The sequence below is a fragment of the Kitasatospora sp. NPDC053057 genome (assembly GCF_044546945.1).
Lineage (GTDB): Bacteria > Actinomycetota > Actinomycetes > Streptomycetales > Streptomycetaceae > Kitasatospora.
In genome coordinates this window covers 87,295-101,162 of the sequence record NZ_JBITZP010000001.1, presented here as the reverse complement: position 1 = coordinate 101,162, position 13,868 = coordinate 87,295, and the positions used below count along the sequence as shown (strand labels likewise).

General features: G+C 74.1%; 13 protein-coding genes. 6 read left to right on the top strand and 7 right to left on the bottom strand.

Features of this window, described 5'->3' with window-relative positions; all coding sequences use genetic code 11:
• Positions 1-58: 58 nt before the first annotated feature.
• Both ACIG5E_RS00435 and ACIG5E_RS00430 read right to left on the bottom strand, forming a co-directional pair.
• A complete protein-coding gene (locus ACIG5E_RS00435) occupies positions 59-817 on the bottom strand; it encodes a hypothetical protein (RefSeq protein WP_396530537.1) in 759 nt (252 codons plus the stop codon).
• 182 nt (positions 818-999) lie between these two features.
• Positions 1,000-3,042, bottom strand: coding sequence for an FAD-dependent oxidoreductase (locus tag ACIG5E_RS00430; RefSeq protein ID WP_396530535.1), 2,043 nt, complete (start codon positions 3,040-3,042; stop codon positions 1,000-1,002).
• Positions 3,043-3,263: 221 nt separating this feature from the next.
• Between ACIG5E_RS00430 and ACIG5E_RS00425 the strand changes: the two genes are divergently transcribed.
• Positions 3,264-4,568 carry a monooxygenase gene (locus ACIG5E_RS00425; RefSeq protein ID WP_396530534.1) on the top strand — a complete coding sequence of 435 codons (1,305 nt, stop codon included), beginning with the start codon at positions 3,264-3,266 and terminating at the stop codon, positions 4,566-4,568.
• 27 nt (positions 4,569-4,595) lie between these two features.
• On the opposite strand, the gene ACIG5E_RS00420 is transcribed toward ACIG5E_RS00425, so the two are convergent.
• On the bottom strand, positions 4,596-5,171 hold the full coding sequence (locus tag ACIG5E_RS00420; protein ID WP_396530533.1) for a TerD family protein: 576 nt from the start codon (positions 5,169-5,171) through the stop codon (positions 4,596-4,598).
• Positions 5,172-5,450: 279 nt separating this feature from the next.
• Here ACIG5E_RS00420 and ACIG5E_RS00415 point away from each other — a divergent pair, with 279 nt between their 5' ends.
• The gene (locus ACIG5E_RS00415; protein ID WP_396530531.1) at positions 5,451-5,744 is read left to right on the top strand and encodes a hypothetical protein; all 294 of its coding nucleotides are present in this window, start codon (positions 5,451-5,453) and stop codon (positions 5,742-5,744) included.
• Between the two features lie 207 nt (positions 5,745-5,951).
• On the opposite strand, the gene ACIG5E_RS00410 is transcribed toward ACIG5E_RS00415, so the two are convergent.
• The gene (locus tag ACIG5E_RS00410; RefSeq protein ID WP_396530530.1) at positions 5,952-7,562 is read right to left on the bottom strand and encodes a glycerol-3-phosphate dehydrogenase/oxidase; all 1,611 of its coding nucleotides are present in this window, start codon (positions 7,560-7,562) and stop codon (positions 5,952-5,954) included.
• The gene (locus ACIG5E_RS00405) at positions 7,559-8,149 is read right to left on the bottom strand and encodes a TetR/AcrR family transcriptional regulator (RefSeq protein ID WP_396530529.1); all 591 of its coding nucleotides are present in this window, start codon (positions 8,147-8,149) and stop codon (positions 7,559-7,561) included. Before ACIG5E_RS00405 ends, ACIG5E_RS00410 begins: the two co-directional genes overlap by 4 nt.
• Before the next feature lie 20 nt (positions 8,150-8,169).
• On the opposite strand from ACIG5E_RS00405, the gene ACIG5E_RS00400 reads away from it, so the two are divergent.
• Entirely contained in the window at positions 8,170-9,792 is a 1,623-nt protein-coding gene (locus tag ACIG5E_RS00400; RefSeq protein ID WP_396530528.1) for an FAD-binding oxidoreductase, read from the top strand.
• Positions 9,789-10,700, top strand: coding sequence for a diacylglycerol kinase (locus tag ACIG5E_RS00395; protein WP_396530527.1), 912 nt, complete (start codon positions 9,789-9,791; stop codon positions 10,698-10,700). Before ACIG5E_RS00400 ends, ACIG5E_RS00395 begins: the two co-directional genes overlap by 4 nt.
• Positions 10,701-10,842: 142 nt before the next feature.
• Here the strand turns inward: ACIG5E_RS00395 and ACIG5E_RS00390 are convergent, their stop codons facing one another.
• A complete protein-coding gene (locus ACIG5E_RS00390; RefSeq protein ID WP_396530525.1) occupies positions 10,843-11,820 on the bottom strand; it encodes an NADP-dependent oxidoreductase in 978 nt (325 codons plus the stop codon).
• 105 nt (positions 11,821-11,925) lie between these two features.
• On the opposite strand from ACIG5E_RS00390, the gene ACIG5E_RS00385 reads away from it, so the two are divergent.
• Together ACIG5E_RS00385 and ACIG5E_RS00380 are read left to right on the top strand one after the other, a co-directional pair.
• Positions 11,926-12,498: a TetR/AcrR family transcriptional regulator gene (locus ACIG5E_RS00385; RefSeq protein WP_396530524.1), complete on the top strand. Its 573-nt coding sequence runs from the start codon at positions 11,926-11,928 to the stop codon at positions 12,496-12,498.
• Between the two features lie 123 nt (positions 12,499-12,621).
• A complete protein-coding gene (locus ACIG5E_RS00380; RefSeq protein WP_396530523.1) occupies positions 12,622-13,041 on the top strand; it encodes a hypothetical protein in 420 nt (139 codons plus the stop codon).
• Here the strand turns inward: ACIG5E_RS00380 and ACIG5E_RS00375 are convergent.
• Entirely contained in the window at positions 13,010-13,762 is a 753-nt protein-coding gene (locus ACIG5E_RS00375) for a helix-turn-helix domain-containing protein (RefSeq protein ID WP_396530522.1), read from the bottom strand. The two genes, ACIG5E_RS00380 and ACIG5E_RS00375, sit on opposite strands and share 32 nt — an antisense overlap.
• Between the last annotated feature and the right edge of the window lie 106 nt (positions 13,763-13,868).

Here is a 13,868-nt window from a genome sequence, read left to right as displayed (position 1 = left end):
GGGCGGCCGCAACGGGGGTGCGGCCGCCCGTCCCCCTTCGTGCCCGAGGCCGCCGGCGTCAGACCGACATGCCCTGGGTGGCGGAGGCGGTGGGCGGGGTGGTGCTGCCGGCGGTGGTGCCGAGGGCGCGTTCGACCTTGGCGACGGCGGTGCGGTACTGCATCGAGGCGGTCTGGCCGTCAGAGCCCTGGCGCTGGAAGAAGCCGTAGACCATGCCGACGGTGCCGAAGCGTTCGATGCCGACGTAGGCGTTGAGCTGGACGCCGGCGAGGGTGCCGTCGAGGCGGACGGCGGGGGCGTCCTGGCGGTCGCCGAGGGTGACGGGGGTGACGGTGAAGGTCACCGATTCTTCGGTGCCTGCGTTGAAGGTGATGGTGTGGCAGGTCTTGAACGCGTCGGTGGCGGTGTTGAGATCGGTGGCGAGTCTGGCGGGGTCCTCGGCCGTGAGGGACTCGGTCACCATCGGATTGCCGTCCTGGCCGTCGAGTTCGGTCTCGGCGTGCGGGGTCGCGGGGCCGGGCGCGGTGGCGTGCATGTTGATCAGGGCGCTCAGCGCGTCGCAGCCGCTGACGGGGGTCGGGTTCGCGCTCGGGCTGGGGCTGGGGCTGGGGCTCCCGGTGGTCGGCACCTCGGTGTAGCCCGGGCCGAGGTCGTTCACGGTGAGCAGCGCCGACTTCAGCTGGTCGGCGGAGGGCAGCGCCTGAGCGGGTGCGTCATCGGCGACGTCAGCGGCACCGGCGGCGCACGCCGGGCCGAGGGTGGCCGCCGCGACCAGGACCGCGACGGTGAGGGCGTGGATACGCCTCGGGAGGGACATGCTGGCCCCCGGTCGAGAGGTCGGGCAGGGACAGGGCACCAGTCTCCCACCGGCCGCCGGGCAGGGCGCGCGGGCGGTCATCGTCGCAGGTCAACGACGACGACCGGAAGGCAGAAGCAGCAGGGCCCGCAGCTCGCCGCTGCGGGCCCCGGTGCGCCGGGTAGCCCCCCGGCTACCCGACGTCAGATGGCCGCGGCCAGCTCCGTGCCCTGCTTGATGGCCCGCTTGGCGTCCAACTCGGCCGCCACGTCCGCGCCGCCGATCACGTGCACGGACAGGCCGCGCTCGCGCAGCGCCTCGTCGAGGTCGCGGCGCGGCTCCTGGCCGGTGCAGAGCACCACGGTGTCCACGGGCAGGAGTTGGCGCTCGCCGTCGACGGTGAAGTGCAGGCCGGCGTCGTCGATCAGGTCGTACGTGGCGCCGGCGACCATGGTGACGCCGCGGTGCTTGAGCTCGGTGCGGTGGATCCAGCCGGTGGTCTTGCCGAGTCCGGCGCCGACCTTGCCAATCTTGCGCTGCAGCAGGTGGACGCTGCGCGGGGGCTTCGGCCGCTCGGGCGCGCGCAGGCCGCCGCGCTCGCGGTACTCCGGGTCGATGCCCCACTTCGCCTGGAACACCGGCGGGTTGAGGCTCGCCTCGTCGCCCTGGTCGGTGAGGAACTCGGCCACGTCGAAGCCGATCCCGCCCGCACCGAGGATGGCGACCCGCTCGCCGACGGGTGCGCCGTCCCGCAGCACGTCCAGGTAGCCGAGCACGCTGGGGTGGTCGATTCCCGGGATGTCGGCGGGAGTTCGGGGCGTGACACCGGTCGCGAGGACGATCTCGTCGTGCCCCGCACCGGCCAGCTGCTCCGCGGTCACCAGGGCGCCGAGCCGCAGCGTGACGTCCAACTCGGCCAGCCGGGTGCGGAAGTAGCGCAGCGTCTCGTTGAACTCCTCCTTGCCGGGGATCCGCCGGGCGATGTTCAGCTGCCCGCCGACGCTCTCGGCGGCGTCGTACAGGGTGACGGCGTGGCCGCGTTCGGCGGCGGAGACGGCGAACGCGAGGCCGGCCGGTCCAGCCCCGACGACACCGATGCTCTTGCGCGACTTGGTGGGGGCGAGGACGAGTTCGGTCTCGTGGCAGGCGCGCGGGTTGACCAGGCAGGAGGTGATCTGGAGGTTGAAGGTGTGGTCCAGGCAGGCCTGGTTGCAGCCGATGCAGGTGTTGATGGAGTCGGCGCGGTCCTCGCGCGCCTTGGCGACGAAGTCGGCGTCGGCGAGCAGCGGGCGGGCCATCGAGACCAGGTCGGCGTTGCCCTCGGCGAGCAACTGCTCGGCGATCTCGGGGGTGTTGATGCGGTTGGTGGTGACCAGCGGGATGCCGACCTTGCCCATCACCCGCCGGGTGACCCAGGCGAAGGCGCCGCGCGGCACGGAGGTGGCGATGGTCGGGATGCGGGCCTCGTGCCAGCCGATGCCGGTGTTGATGATGCTGGCCCCGGCGGCCTCGACGGCCTGGGCGAGCCGGACGACCTCGTCCAGGGTCGAGCCGCCGGGGACGAGGTCGAGCATGGAGAGCCGGTAGACGATGATGAAGTCCTCGCCGACCCGCTCGCGGACCCGGCGGACGATCTCCACCGGGAAGCGCATCCGCCGCTCGTAGGGGCCGCCCCACTCGTCCTCGCGGCGGTTCGTCGCGGCGACGATGAACTCGTTGATCAGATAGCCCTCGGAGCCCATGATCTCGACGCCGTCGTAGCCGGCCCGGCGGGCGAGTTCGGCGCAGCGGGCGAAGTCCTCGATGGTCTGCTCGACCTGCTCGGCGGTGAGCTCGTTGGGCACGAAGGGGCTGATCGGGGCCTGCAGGGCGCTGGGGGCGACCAGGTCGCGGTGGTAGGCGTAGCGGCCGAAGTGCAGGATCTGCAGGGCGATCTTCCCGCCGGCGGCGTGCACGGCGTCGGTGACCACCCGGTGCTCGTCGGCCTCCTCCTCGGTGGTCAGCATCGCGCCGCCGTCCCAGGGGCGCCCGGCCTCGTTGGGGGCGATGCCGCCGGTGACGATCAGGCCGACGCCGCCGCGGGCGCGCTCGGCGTAGAAGGCGGCCATCCGCTCGTAGCCGCCAGGGGCCTCCTCCAGGCCGACGTGCATCGAGCCCATGATCACCCGGTTGGGCAGGGTGGTGAAGCCGAGGTCGAGCGGGCTGAGCAGGTGCGGGTAGCGGCTGCTGCCGGGGTTCGCACTCATCGACGTCTCCTGAAGGGGTGGCCGGTGGGAGGTGTCTCCCGGATTGTTACCGCAGAGTAGGGGACGGTTGCCGCGCTATGCAACTAGTTGCATAGGCTCCGTCCGCCGAGGATGTCCGTACCGGCCCCGCGCCCCGACCCGGCGGCGTATCGTCGTGTCCCGACAGCGCCGGCACCGGCATCACGGGCTCGGGAGAGGGGGCGGCCGTGCGGGGTGGCTCGGTGGCCGTGGTCGGGGGCAGCATCGCCGGGAGCGCGTTCGCCGGGGCGGCGGCCAGGCTCGGCGCGGAGCGGGTCGTGGTGCTGGAACGCAGCCCGGGCCGGCTGGAGGACCGCGGCCTGGGGATCTGCACCCACAACGACCGCTTCGCCGAGCTGGTCGACGCCGGTCATCTCGCCCCGGACACCCGCCGCCACCGGCTCACCGTGCGCAGCTGGGTCACCCGGAAGCCGACCGGGCGCGGCGACGGCCCCCAGGGGCGCGGGCGGCTGCTCTGGGCCCAGCCCTTCCCGTTCCACTCCCACCACTGGGCGGTGCTCTGGCAGGCCCTGCGCGAGAGCGCGCCCGCGGCGGTGGAGTACCGGCTGGGCACCACGGTCACGGCCGTCGGCAACGAGAGCGACGGGAGCAACGAGAGCCGCCGGACCGACGGGCACGGCGGGAGCAACGAGAGCGGCGGGCACGGCGGGCACGGCGGCGCCTGGGTCGAGGAGGCCGACGGCACCCGCACCCCGTACGACCTGGTGATCGGCGCGGACGGCTACCGGTCGGTGGTCCGCGCGGCCGTCTGCCCGCAGGCCGTGCCCGAGTACGCCGGGTACGTGTGCTGGCGCGGCAGCTTCGACTCCGCGCTGCTGGCCGGACTGCCCGGCGGGGCCGGGGTCTGGCCGGAGGAGGAGTGCATCACCGTCTGCTACCGCGGCGGCCAGGTGGTGATCTACCGCATCCCCGGACTCACCCCCGGTACCACCCAGGTGAACTGGGTCTTCTACGCGCCGACCCCGGACTGGCTGCGCCTGGACGGTCCGACCGCCGTCGCCGCGGGCGCCCTCACCGACCGACAGCTGGACGGCATGCGGGAGTTCGCCGAGCGACAGCTGCCGCCGTACTGGGCGGGCGTGATCGCGCTGACCCCGCGCGAACGCACTCTGCTGCAGCCCGTCTACGACCTGGCGACCCCGCACCGCATCGCCGGGCGACTGTTCATCGGCGGCGACGCGGCGACCGTCGTGCGCCCGCACAACACCAGCGGCGCGGTGAAGGCCCTCCAGGACGCCCACGCCTTCGAGCAGGCCGGACGGCGGCTCGGCGGCGGATCGTGGTCGCCCCTGCTGGCCGCCTACGACCGCGAACGGACCGTGGCAGGGCTGGAGTTGGTGAACCTGGGCCGGACGCTGGGCCGGGCGCAGGTCACCGCGGCGCCGGACTGGTCGGCCATGGACGAGCCGGCGATGGCCGTCTGGTGGCGGGAACAGCTCACCGGCAGCGGCGGGTTCGGCGGGCACGCGCTCGGGCGGACCGGCTGAGCCGGCCCGCCCGCTGAACCGGGTGGATCAGACGTTCACGCCGTAGTCGGTGGCGATGCCGCGCAGGCCGGAGGCGTAACCCTGGCCTATCGCACGGAACTTCCACTCGACGCCGTTGCGGTACAGCTCGCCGAAGACCATCGCGGTCTCGGTCGAGGCGTCCTCGGTCAGGTCGTAGCGGGCGATCTCCTGCCCGTTGGCCTGGTTGACGATCCGGATGAAGGCGTTGCGGACCTGGCCGAAGTTCTGCAGCCGGGCGTCGGCGTCGTAGATCGACACCGGGAAGACCACCTTGGCGACGTCGGCCGGCACCCGGGCCAGGTCGACCTTGATCTGCTCGTCGTCGCCGTCGCCGCCACCGGTCAGGTTGTCGCCGCTGTGCTCGACCGAACCCTCGGGGCTGCGAAGGTTGTTGAAGAAGACGAAGTGCTGGTCCGAGACCACCTTGCCGAGCGCGTTGCACAGCAGCGCACTGGCGTCCAGGTCGTAGTCGGCCCCGGTGGTGGTGCGAACGTCCCAGCCGAGACCCACGATCACGGCGCTCAGACCGGGCGCCTCCTTGCTCAGCGAGACGTTGCCGCCCTTGGCCAGCGAAACTCCCACAATGCCCTCCTCGGATCTCTCCCTGCGGACGAATCTACAGCACTGTAGAGATCACGAGAATCCGCCTGCAGGCGGGGCCCGCCCCGGGGATTTCTCAGGGGCGGGGAAGGGAACCGATCACCCCCGGCCCGGATCCCTCCGCACGCCGATCACCGTACCGGCCGGGGCGCCGGGCGGGTGAGGCCGCCCTAGACTGGCGGTGGATCCCCTGGCCGCCGCCGTTCCGAGGCCTTCGGTTCCGAGGCCCTCGATCTGCCGGGGCCTTCGCGGGAGGTTCCCATGCGCCAGCGGTACAGCTTCCACCTCGACCAGAGCGGACACTCGGTCACCGTCAACGTCCGCTCCGGCTGGATCACCGAGACCGAACTGCTGGTGGACGGCAAGGAGTGCGCCTTCCACCGCGTCCACGGCCACGGCAGCTATCCGCTGACGCTGTCCGGGCAACTCTCCGAGGAACCGCCGCGGCCGCTGGCCGTACGGCTGGACCGCACGGGCCGGGCGGAGCACCCGCTGACCTGCGTGCTGGAACTCGCGGGCGCCGAACACCCGATGCCGGAGCACACCGCCCGCTGAAGCACCGCTTCTGCTCTTCTGCCCTTCCGTCCTTCCGTACCCCGTTCGAGGACACCCACTTCGGGAGCAGGCTGGCGACCGTCCGCGACCCCGACGGCCGGCTCTGGAACCTCCAGGCACCGGCCAGGGCCGAGTAGCGGCGTCCGCCCACACGAAGGCCGGTACGGCGGATCGCCGTACCGGCCTTCGTTGCCGCTGCCGCTACCGCTACTCCGCCACGGTCTCCGCGATGATCTCCTCGACCGCCTTCCGGGCCCGCTCTGCGTCCTCCGCGACCAGGCCGATCCTGGTCCGGCGGTCGAGGACGTCGGCGACGTCCAGGGCGCCCTCGTGGGTGACCGCGTAGGCGACCTCGGCGCGGGTCACGTCCAGGCCCTCCGCCAGCGGCGACAACTCCCCTGCCGCCAGCACCTCGTGGGCCACTCCGCCGTGCCGGGCGAGCAGCGAGGCGGGCACCCCGCCGGCCGGGGCCGGGCGGCTGTCGCGGTGGCCGGGGGCGCCGACCAGCGGCAGGCGGGCCGTCCAGCAGGTCCGGGCGGGCAGGCCGCGCAGCCGGACGGCGGCGTCCACCGCGTCCTCGGCCATCCGCCGGTAGGTGGTGAGCTTGCCGCCGACCACGGTGATCATCCCGGACGGGGACTCCAGCACCGCGTGCTCGCGGGAGATGTCGGCGGTGCTGCCGCCCCCGGTGTCGATCAGCGGACGCAGTCCGGCGTAGGCGCCGCGTACGTCCGCCCTGGTCAGCGCGGTGGCGAGGGCCGCGTTGACGGTGTCCAGGAGGAAGGTCAGCTCGGCCTCGGTGGGCTGCGGCTCGTCCGGGATCGGGCCCGGGGCGTCCTCGTCGGTCAGCCCGATCGCCACCCGGCCGAGCTGCTGCGGCAGCGCGAAGACGAAGCGGCTGGTGGAGCCGGGGACGGGCACGGTGAGCGCCGCCACCGGGTACCCGAGGGTCGCGGCGTCCACCAGCAGGTGGGTGCCGCGGCTGGGCCGCAGCTTGATCGAGGTGTCCACCTCGCCCGCCCACACCCCGGTGGCGTTGACGACCGCGCCCGCGGTGACGGTCAGCGTCTGGCCGCTCAGCGCGTCGACCAGCCGGGCGGACGTCCCGGTGACGGACTCGGCCCGCACCCGGGTCAGCACGCTCGCCCCGTACTGCGCGGCGGTGCGCGCCAGGGCGACCACCAGCCGGGCGTCGTCCACCAGTTGGCCGTCGTGCGCGACCAGCGCCCCGCGCAGGCCGGCCGTCCGCACGCCCGGGACCAGCTGGCGCGTCCGGGCCGCGTCGATCCGGCGCACCCGGGGCAGCAGGGCGCCCGGCGTCCCCGCGCTCAGCCGCAGCGCGTCCCCGGCGTGGAAGCCCGCGCGGATCAGCGAGGCCTGGCCAGGGCGCAGCAAGTCCGGGAGCAGCGGGACCAGTTGGGGCAGCGCGCGGATCAGGTGCGGGGCCGTGCGGGTCATCAGCACGTCGCGCTCGACGGCACTCTCCCGGGCCACCTTGACCCGCCCGGAGGCGAGGTAGCGCAGGCCGCCGTGCACCAGCTTGGAGCTCCAGCGGCTGGTGCCGAAGGCGAGGTCGCGGGCCTCGACCAGGACGGTCCGCAGGCCGCGCGCGGCGGCGTCCAGCGCCACCCCGACGCCGGTGACGCCGCCGCCGATCACCAGCAGGTCGACGCGCGGGTCCTCGGCGAGTGCGTCGAGCTCCACCGTCCGGCGGACGCCGTTGAGTTGGCCGGTTCCGGCGAAGGGGCCGGCGGACGGACGAGCGGACGGACCGGACGAACCGGACGGACCGGCGGTGCGGCCTGCATGGGAGGTCATGGCGCGAGGTATCCGTTCAGCGCTCTGGCCAGTTCGCGCCGCCAGGCCGCCTCGGGCAGCAGGGAGGCGACCATGCGGTGCGACTGGACGGTGGACTGGGCGATCAGCAGGACCATGGCGGCCAGTTCGGTCGGCTCGCCGGCCCGGATCGAGCCCTCGGCCTGCCCCCGCTCGATGCCGGTGCGCAACGCCTCCAGCAGGCCGCGCTGGCTGGCGCCGAGCCGCTCGACCACGTACTGGAGCAGCAGGTCGGAGTCGTCGGAGTGGAGCAGCGCGCCGAGCACCGGGTGGTCGCGCAGCCGTACGGCGACCTCGACGACCCGGTCCACGAAGGTCTCCCGGTCGCGGACGTCCAGCGGGGTGCCCTCCAGGGTGGCCAGGATCTCGCGGGTGAGCAGCGCGCCGATCACCGCCTGGACGTCCGGCCAGCGCCGGTAGACGGTCGGGCGGCTGACCCCGGCGCGGCGCGCGATCTCCGCCAGCTGGGTGCGGCGGACGCCGAGGTGGACGATCAGGTCGGCGGCGGCGTCCAGGATCGCGTCGTCGGTACTGCGCGGCACTCCGGCCGTGGCGTTACTACTTGACATGATGTGTGAAACTGTAACGCATGGCACCTGAGACGCAAGCAGGGGCAGCCGGCGCCGCGCTGCCGCTCCCCCCGATGAAATGGGACGCCTGGGGCGACCCGGCCCTCGCCAAGGAGCTGTCCGCCGACATCAAGGGACTGCTCGCCGCCGCCCTCGGCGTCACCGGCGACGCCGCCCCCGGGCCGAGCGCCGCCGAGGTCGTGCTGCGTCCCTCCCGGATCACCGCCGACGCCCTCAAGGCGCTGGCCGCCGCCGTCGGCGAGGCGCACGTCAGCGCCGCCGACGCCGACCGCCTGCCCCGGGCCGGCGGCAAGTCCACCCCCGACCTGCTGCGCCGCCGCAGCCGCGAGCCGCAGGACGCGCCGGACGCCGTGGTCGTGCCCGGCGACGAGACCGAGATCGCCGCCGTCCTCGCCGTGTGCGCCGAACGCCGGATCGCCGTCGTCCCGTTCGGCGGCGGCACCAGCGTCGTCGGCGGCCTGGACCCCGAGCGCGGCGGCTTCGAGGCCGTCGTCTCGCTCGACCTGCGCCGCCTCGACCGCCTCCACGCCCTCGACGAGACCTCCGGCGAAGCCGTCCTCGGCGCCGGCCTCACCGGGCCCGCCGCGGAAGCCCTGCTCGCCGAACGCGGCTGGGAACTCGGCCACTACCCGCAGAGCTTCCGCTTCGCCACCATCGGCGGTTTCGCGGCCACCCGCTCCTCCGGCCAGGACTCCGCCGGCTACGGGCGCTTCGACGAGATGGTCCGCGGCCTGCGCATCGTCACCCCCGCCGGGACGCTCGAACTCGGCCGCGGCCCCGCCTCGGCCGCCGGCCCCGACCTGCGCCAGCTCTTCCTCGGCTCCGAGGGCACCCTCGGCGTGATCACCGCCGTCCGCCTGCGCGTCCACCCGCTGCCCGCCGTCAAGGCCTACGAGGCGTGGAGCTTCCCCGACTTCGCCACCGGAACGGCCGCGCTGCGCGCCGTCGAGCAGCAGGGCACCGGCCCGACCGTCATCCGGCTCTCCGACGAGGCCGAGACCATGGTCAACCTCGCCATGACCGAGCAGATCGGCGGCTCCCCGGCGGTCAGCGGCTGCCTGGCCGTCACCGTCTTCGAGGGCGACGCCGAGCAGGTCGCCGCCCGGCACGACCTCACCCGCGAGGCCCTGCTCGCCGCCGGCGGCACCTCGCTCGGCGAGGCGCCCGCCCGGGCCTGGGAGCACGGCCGGTTCAACGCCCCCTACCTGCGCGACTCGCTGCTCAACGCGGGCGCGCTGTGCGAGACCCTGGAGACGGCGGCCGGTTGGAGTGACCTGGCGCAGCTCCGCACCGCCGTCACCGAGGCCCTGACCGGCTCCCTGCCCGGCGCGCTCGTCCTGTGCCACATCTCGCACGTCTACCCGACCGGCGCCTCGCTCTACTTCACCGTCGTCGCCGCCCTCGGCGAGGACCCGCTCACCCAGTGGGGCGCCGCCAAGCAGGCCGCCGGCGACGCCATCATCGGCGCTGGCGGCACCATCACCCACCACCACGCGGTCGGCGCCGACCACCGGCCCTGGATGACCGAGGAGATCGGCGACCTGGGCGTGCGCATCCTGCGCGCCGTCAAGGCCGAGCTCGACCCGGCGGGCATCCTCAACCCCGGCAAGCTGATCCCGTGACCGGGCGGAGAACCGCTGTCCGCAGGGTCACCGTTCTCACCAACCCGGCGGCGGGCATCGGCCACGCCGAACCCGCCGCCCACCGGGCCGTCGCCCGACTGCGCGCCCTCGGCGTCGAGGTCGAACCGCAGGCCGGGCGCTCCGCCGACGACGCCGTCCGCCTCGCCCGCGAGGCGGCGGCCGGCGGTGCGGACGCGGTGGTCGTCGTCGGCGGCGACGGCATGATCAACCTCGCCCTCCAGGCCCTCGCCGACGGCACCGTCCCGCTCGGCGTCGTACCGGCCGGCACCGGCAACGACCACGCCCGCGAGTACGGCCTGCCGCTCGGCGACCCCGAGGCCGCCGCCGACGTCATCGCCGCCGGCCGCACCCGCACCATCGACCTCGGCCGGATCACCGGCCCGGACGGCGCGGTCCGCTGGTACGGCTCGGTCCTCGCCACCGGCTTCGACTCCCTGGTCAGCGACCGCGCCAACCGGCTGCGCTGGCCCCGCGGCCGGATGCGCTACAACCTCGCCATCCTCGCCGAGTTCGCCAACCTGCGGCCCCTGCCCTTCCGGATCACCCTCGCCGACGGCACCGTCATCGAACGCGACCTCACCCTCGCCGCCGTCGGCAACACCCGCAGCTACGGCGGCGGCATGCTGATCTGCCCCTCCGCCCTGCCCGACGACGGCCTGCTCGACCTCACCCTGGTCGACGCCATGCCCCGCCTGCGGATCGCCCGCTTCTTCCCCACCCTCTTCAAGGGCACCCACACCGACCACCCCGAGGTCACCACGCTCCGCACCGAGTCGCTGCGGATCGAGTCCCCGGGCATCACCGCCTACGCCGACGGCGAGTTCATCACCACCCTCCCGGTCGAGGTCACGGTACGGCGGGAGGCCCTGCGACTGCTGGTGCCCTGAGACCTCCGGTGCTCCGGTGCTCGCCCAACCCGGCCATGGCCCAGCCCCGGACTCCCGGCCAGCACGGTGAAGCCGCTGGACCAGGCCACGATGCCGGGGAAGCCCTCGGCGCCCCAGACCCGGAGCGGAAGGGCCCGCAGCGCTACTCGCGCACCCGGAGGACGATCTTGCCCTGGATGTGCCCCCGTTCCGCCCTGCGGTGGGCGGCCGCCGCCTCGGGCAGCGGGTAGGTGCTGTCCAGCGCGACCCGGAGCCGCCCGTCCGCCAGCAGGGCGGCCAGTTCGGCGAGGTCGGCGCCGCTGGAGCGGACCTGCCAGAGGCCTTCGTGCAGCACCACCCCGAGTTCGGCCGCCCGCTGCGGCCGGTAGTCGCCGAGGTAGACCGGGACGACCCGGCCGCCGCGCCGCAGGGCGGGCAGCAGCCGGTGGGCGTCGGGGCCGCCGACGGTGTCGAACAGCAGGTCGGCGTCGTGGACGGCTTCGGCGACCGGGGTGCGGGTGTAGTCCACGAAGCGGTCGGCGCCGAGCCCGCGCAGGAACTCCTCGTGCCGCCCGGAGGCGACCGCGACGACCTCCTCCGCCCTGGCCAGTCGCAGCAGTTGGAGCGCGAAGTGCCCGACTCCGCCGGCCGCGCCGTTGACCACGGCCGGCCCTCCCCCGGCGTAGCCCAGGTACCGGTGCAGGAACTGGTACGCGGTCAGCCCCGCCATCGGGACGGCGGCGGCCTCCAGGTGCCCGAGGGAGGCCGGCTTGCGGGCAAGGGCGGCGGCCGGGGCGACGACGTACTCGGCGTAGCCGGACGAGAGGCCCGGGAACCTGACGAGTCCGAAGACCTCTTCGCCGACGCGCCACCCGGTGTCGGGGCCGCCGAGCGCCGCGACCGTGCCGGAGACGTCGCTGCCGAGGACGAGCGGCGGCCGCCAGGGGGGACGCCGGTCCCGGGGGAGGTTCGGGAAGCCCTGCCGCGCGTACCAGTCGAGCGGGTTGACGCCCGCCGCGTGGACCCGGACCAGCACCTCGCCGGGCCCCGGCACCGGCCGCGGCACCTCCTCGTACACCAGCACCTCGGGCTCGCCGAAGGCGTGCAGCCGGACGGCACGCATGGTCGTTCCGGTTCCCATGTGTCTCCCCCAACGCAGGACGGACGGCCCCGGATAGAATCCGGAGCACTGCTCCGGAAAAGATTAACCGGAGCAGTGCTCCGATTGTCAACGTCGAGGAGAGCCATGTCCGAGGAGCCGCGCGCGCCGCGCGCCGACGCCCAGCGCAACCGCGACCGGATCCTGGTCGAAGCGACCGCCCTGGTGTCCGAGCAGGGCACCCAGGCCTCGCTGCGCGACGTCGCCCGCCGCGCCGGGGTCGGCCTCGGCACGCTCTACCGGCACTTCCCCACCCGGGAGGACCTGCTCGCGGCCTTGCTCGGCCGCCGCTTCGAGCAGCTCGCCGAGCGCGCCGACGCCCTCGGCGCAGAGGCACCGGCCGAAGCCGCCCTGGCCGACTGGCTCCACGAGTTCACCCTCGGCGCGGGCGCCTACCACGGCCTCCCGGCCACCCTGCTGGCCACCCTGCACGACCCGGACTCCGCCCTGCACGCCAGCTGCCTGCGGATGCGGCAGGCCGGTGGCCGGCTGCTCGCCGCGGCCCAGCGGGAGGGGGTGATCCGCCCGGACGTCGAAGCGGTCGACCTCTTCGCCCTCGCCAACGCGCTGAGCTGGATCGACCACCAGACCCCCGCCCTGGCCGAGCGCCGCGACCACCTGTTCACGCTGGTGCTCGACGGCCTGCGGGCGCGCGCCTGACCGCACCGCCGGCCCGGAGGTCAACCGCCGACGGTGCCATTCCTGGGCGGGAATTGTCCGGCTGCGGCGCCCCTCCGAGGATGGGGTGCACCGTGACCGACCGGACACCCCGAGGAGTCGATGATGACCAACACTGCCCAGCAACTCGCCGACCGTTACGCCGCCTTGTGGACGGAGCCGGACGCCGGAGCACGCCGGAAGGCGATCGAGCGGCTATGGTCCGAGGACGGCGTGCACCTGGTGCACCCGCCGGAGGAGATCCGCACCGAGGCCGTTCGGGTCGGCTTCCCGGAGCCGGTGCTGGAGGCGCGCGGTTACCGGGAGTTGGAGTTCCGCGTCACCCGGGCGTACCAGGAGTTCGTGGCACCCGGGGAGTTCACCTTCCGGGCCCGGGAGGACGCCGTGCGGCTGCGCGACGTCGTCCGGTTCACCTGGGAGATGGTGTCCGTCGAGACCGGTGACCTCGCGGGCGGCGGCGTGGAGTTCGTCGTCCTGGGCGCCGACGGGCGGATCACCGCCGACTACCAGTTCCCCGGGCTCTGAGCAGCAGCTCCGCGGTCCGGGCGTCGGCGGGCAGGAAGGCCTCCAGCATCAGTTCGGCGAGCGTGACGTCGACGGCGGTGGCGAAGGTGGTCACCGTCGTCATCAGGTGCAGCTCACCGAGCCCGGTCCGCAGTTCCAGTGGCACCGCGAAGCCCAAGTGCTGCTCTCCCACCTCGACTTCTGGCACGTATGAGCTCAACTCATCGTGCAGCTCGCCCAGATGACGGGTGCGTTCGACGATATGCCGGCCCCAGGCGGCGAAGTTGAGGATGCGTGGCGCCAGCCCGTCCGGGTGCAGGGCGAGCCGGTAGGCGTTGGTCCCGGGCCCGACCAGGCGCGGGTCGGCGCCCGCCGTGATCACGTCCACCGCCTCGTTCGCCGCCACCACGTCGCCGCGGCGGTCCACCACCAGCGCGGGGTAGGGCAGGTGCCCGGCCAGCAGGTGGTCGATCGCCGCCCGGACGGGGGCCAGCTGCGGCCCGTCCAGCGGGCTCTCCGGGTAGACGGGGGCGTAACCGGCCGCCAACAACAGCTCGTTGCGCTCGCGCAGCGGCAGGTCGAGCGACTCGGCGAGGCGCACCACCATGCCCCGGCCGGGGACGGAGCGACCGGACTCGATGAAGCTGAGGTGCCGCTGGGTGGTGCCCGCCCGGGTGGCGAGGTCGAGTTGGCTGAGCCGGCGGTCGGTACGGCGCTCGCGCAGCGCCCTGGGGAAGTCCATCCTCCACTTCTACCCGGGCGCCGCACACCCCGCCATTCCTCCTCGGGAATCGAGCCCATGCCGCGCCACGGCGGAGGATCGTCCGCCGGACAGGGCCTGACAGCCC

What these genes read in the sequence shown, in the direction of transcription:
- ACIG5E_RS00435 (WP_396530537.1), bottom strand. Translation starts at nt 817, where the DNA reads ATGTCCCTCCCGAGGCGTATCCACGCCCTCACCGTCGCGGTCCTGGTC.
- ACIG5E_RS00430 (WP_396530535.1), bottom strand. Translation starts at nt 3,042, where the DNA reads ATGAGTGCGAACCCCGGCAGCAGCCGCTACCCGCACCTGCTCAGCCCG.
- ACIG5E_RS00415 (WP_396530531.1), top strand. Translation starts at nt 5,451, where the DNA reads ATGCGCCAGCGGTACAGCTTCCACCTCGACCAGAGCGGACACTCGGTC.
- ACIG5E_RS00410 (WP_396530530.1), bottom strand. Translation starts at nt 7,562, where the DNA reads ATGACCTCCCATGCAGGCCGCACCGCCGGTCCGTCCGGTTCGTCCGGT.
- ACIG5E_RS00405 (WP_396530529.1), bottom strand. Translation starts at nt 8,149, where the DNA reads ATGTCAAGTAGTAACGCCACGGCCGGAGTGCCGCGCAGTACCGACGAC.
- ACIG5E_RS00400 (WP_396530528.1), top strand. Translation starts at nt 8,170, where the DNA reads ATGGCACCTGAGACGCAAGCAGGGGCAGCCGGCGCCGCGCTGCCGCTC.
- ACIG5E_RS00390 (WP_396530525.1), bottom strand. Translation starts at nt 11,820, where the DNA reads ATGGGAACCGGAACGACCATGCGTGCCGTCCGGCTGCACGCCTTCGGC.
- ACIG5E_RS00385 (WP_396530524.1), top strand. Translation starts at nt 11,926, where the DNA reads ATGTCCGAGGAGCCGCGCGCGCCGCGCGCCGACGCCCAGCGCAACCGC.
- ACIG5E_RS00380 (WP_396530523.1), top strand. Translation starts at nt 12,622, where the DNA reads ATGACCAACACTGCCCAGCAACTCGCCGACCGTTACGCCGCCTTGTGG.
- ACIG5E_RS00375 (WP_396530522.1), bottom strand. Translation starts at nt 13,762, where the DNA reads ATGGACTTCCCCAGGGCGCTGCGCGAGCGCCGTACCGACCGCCGGCTC.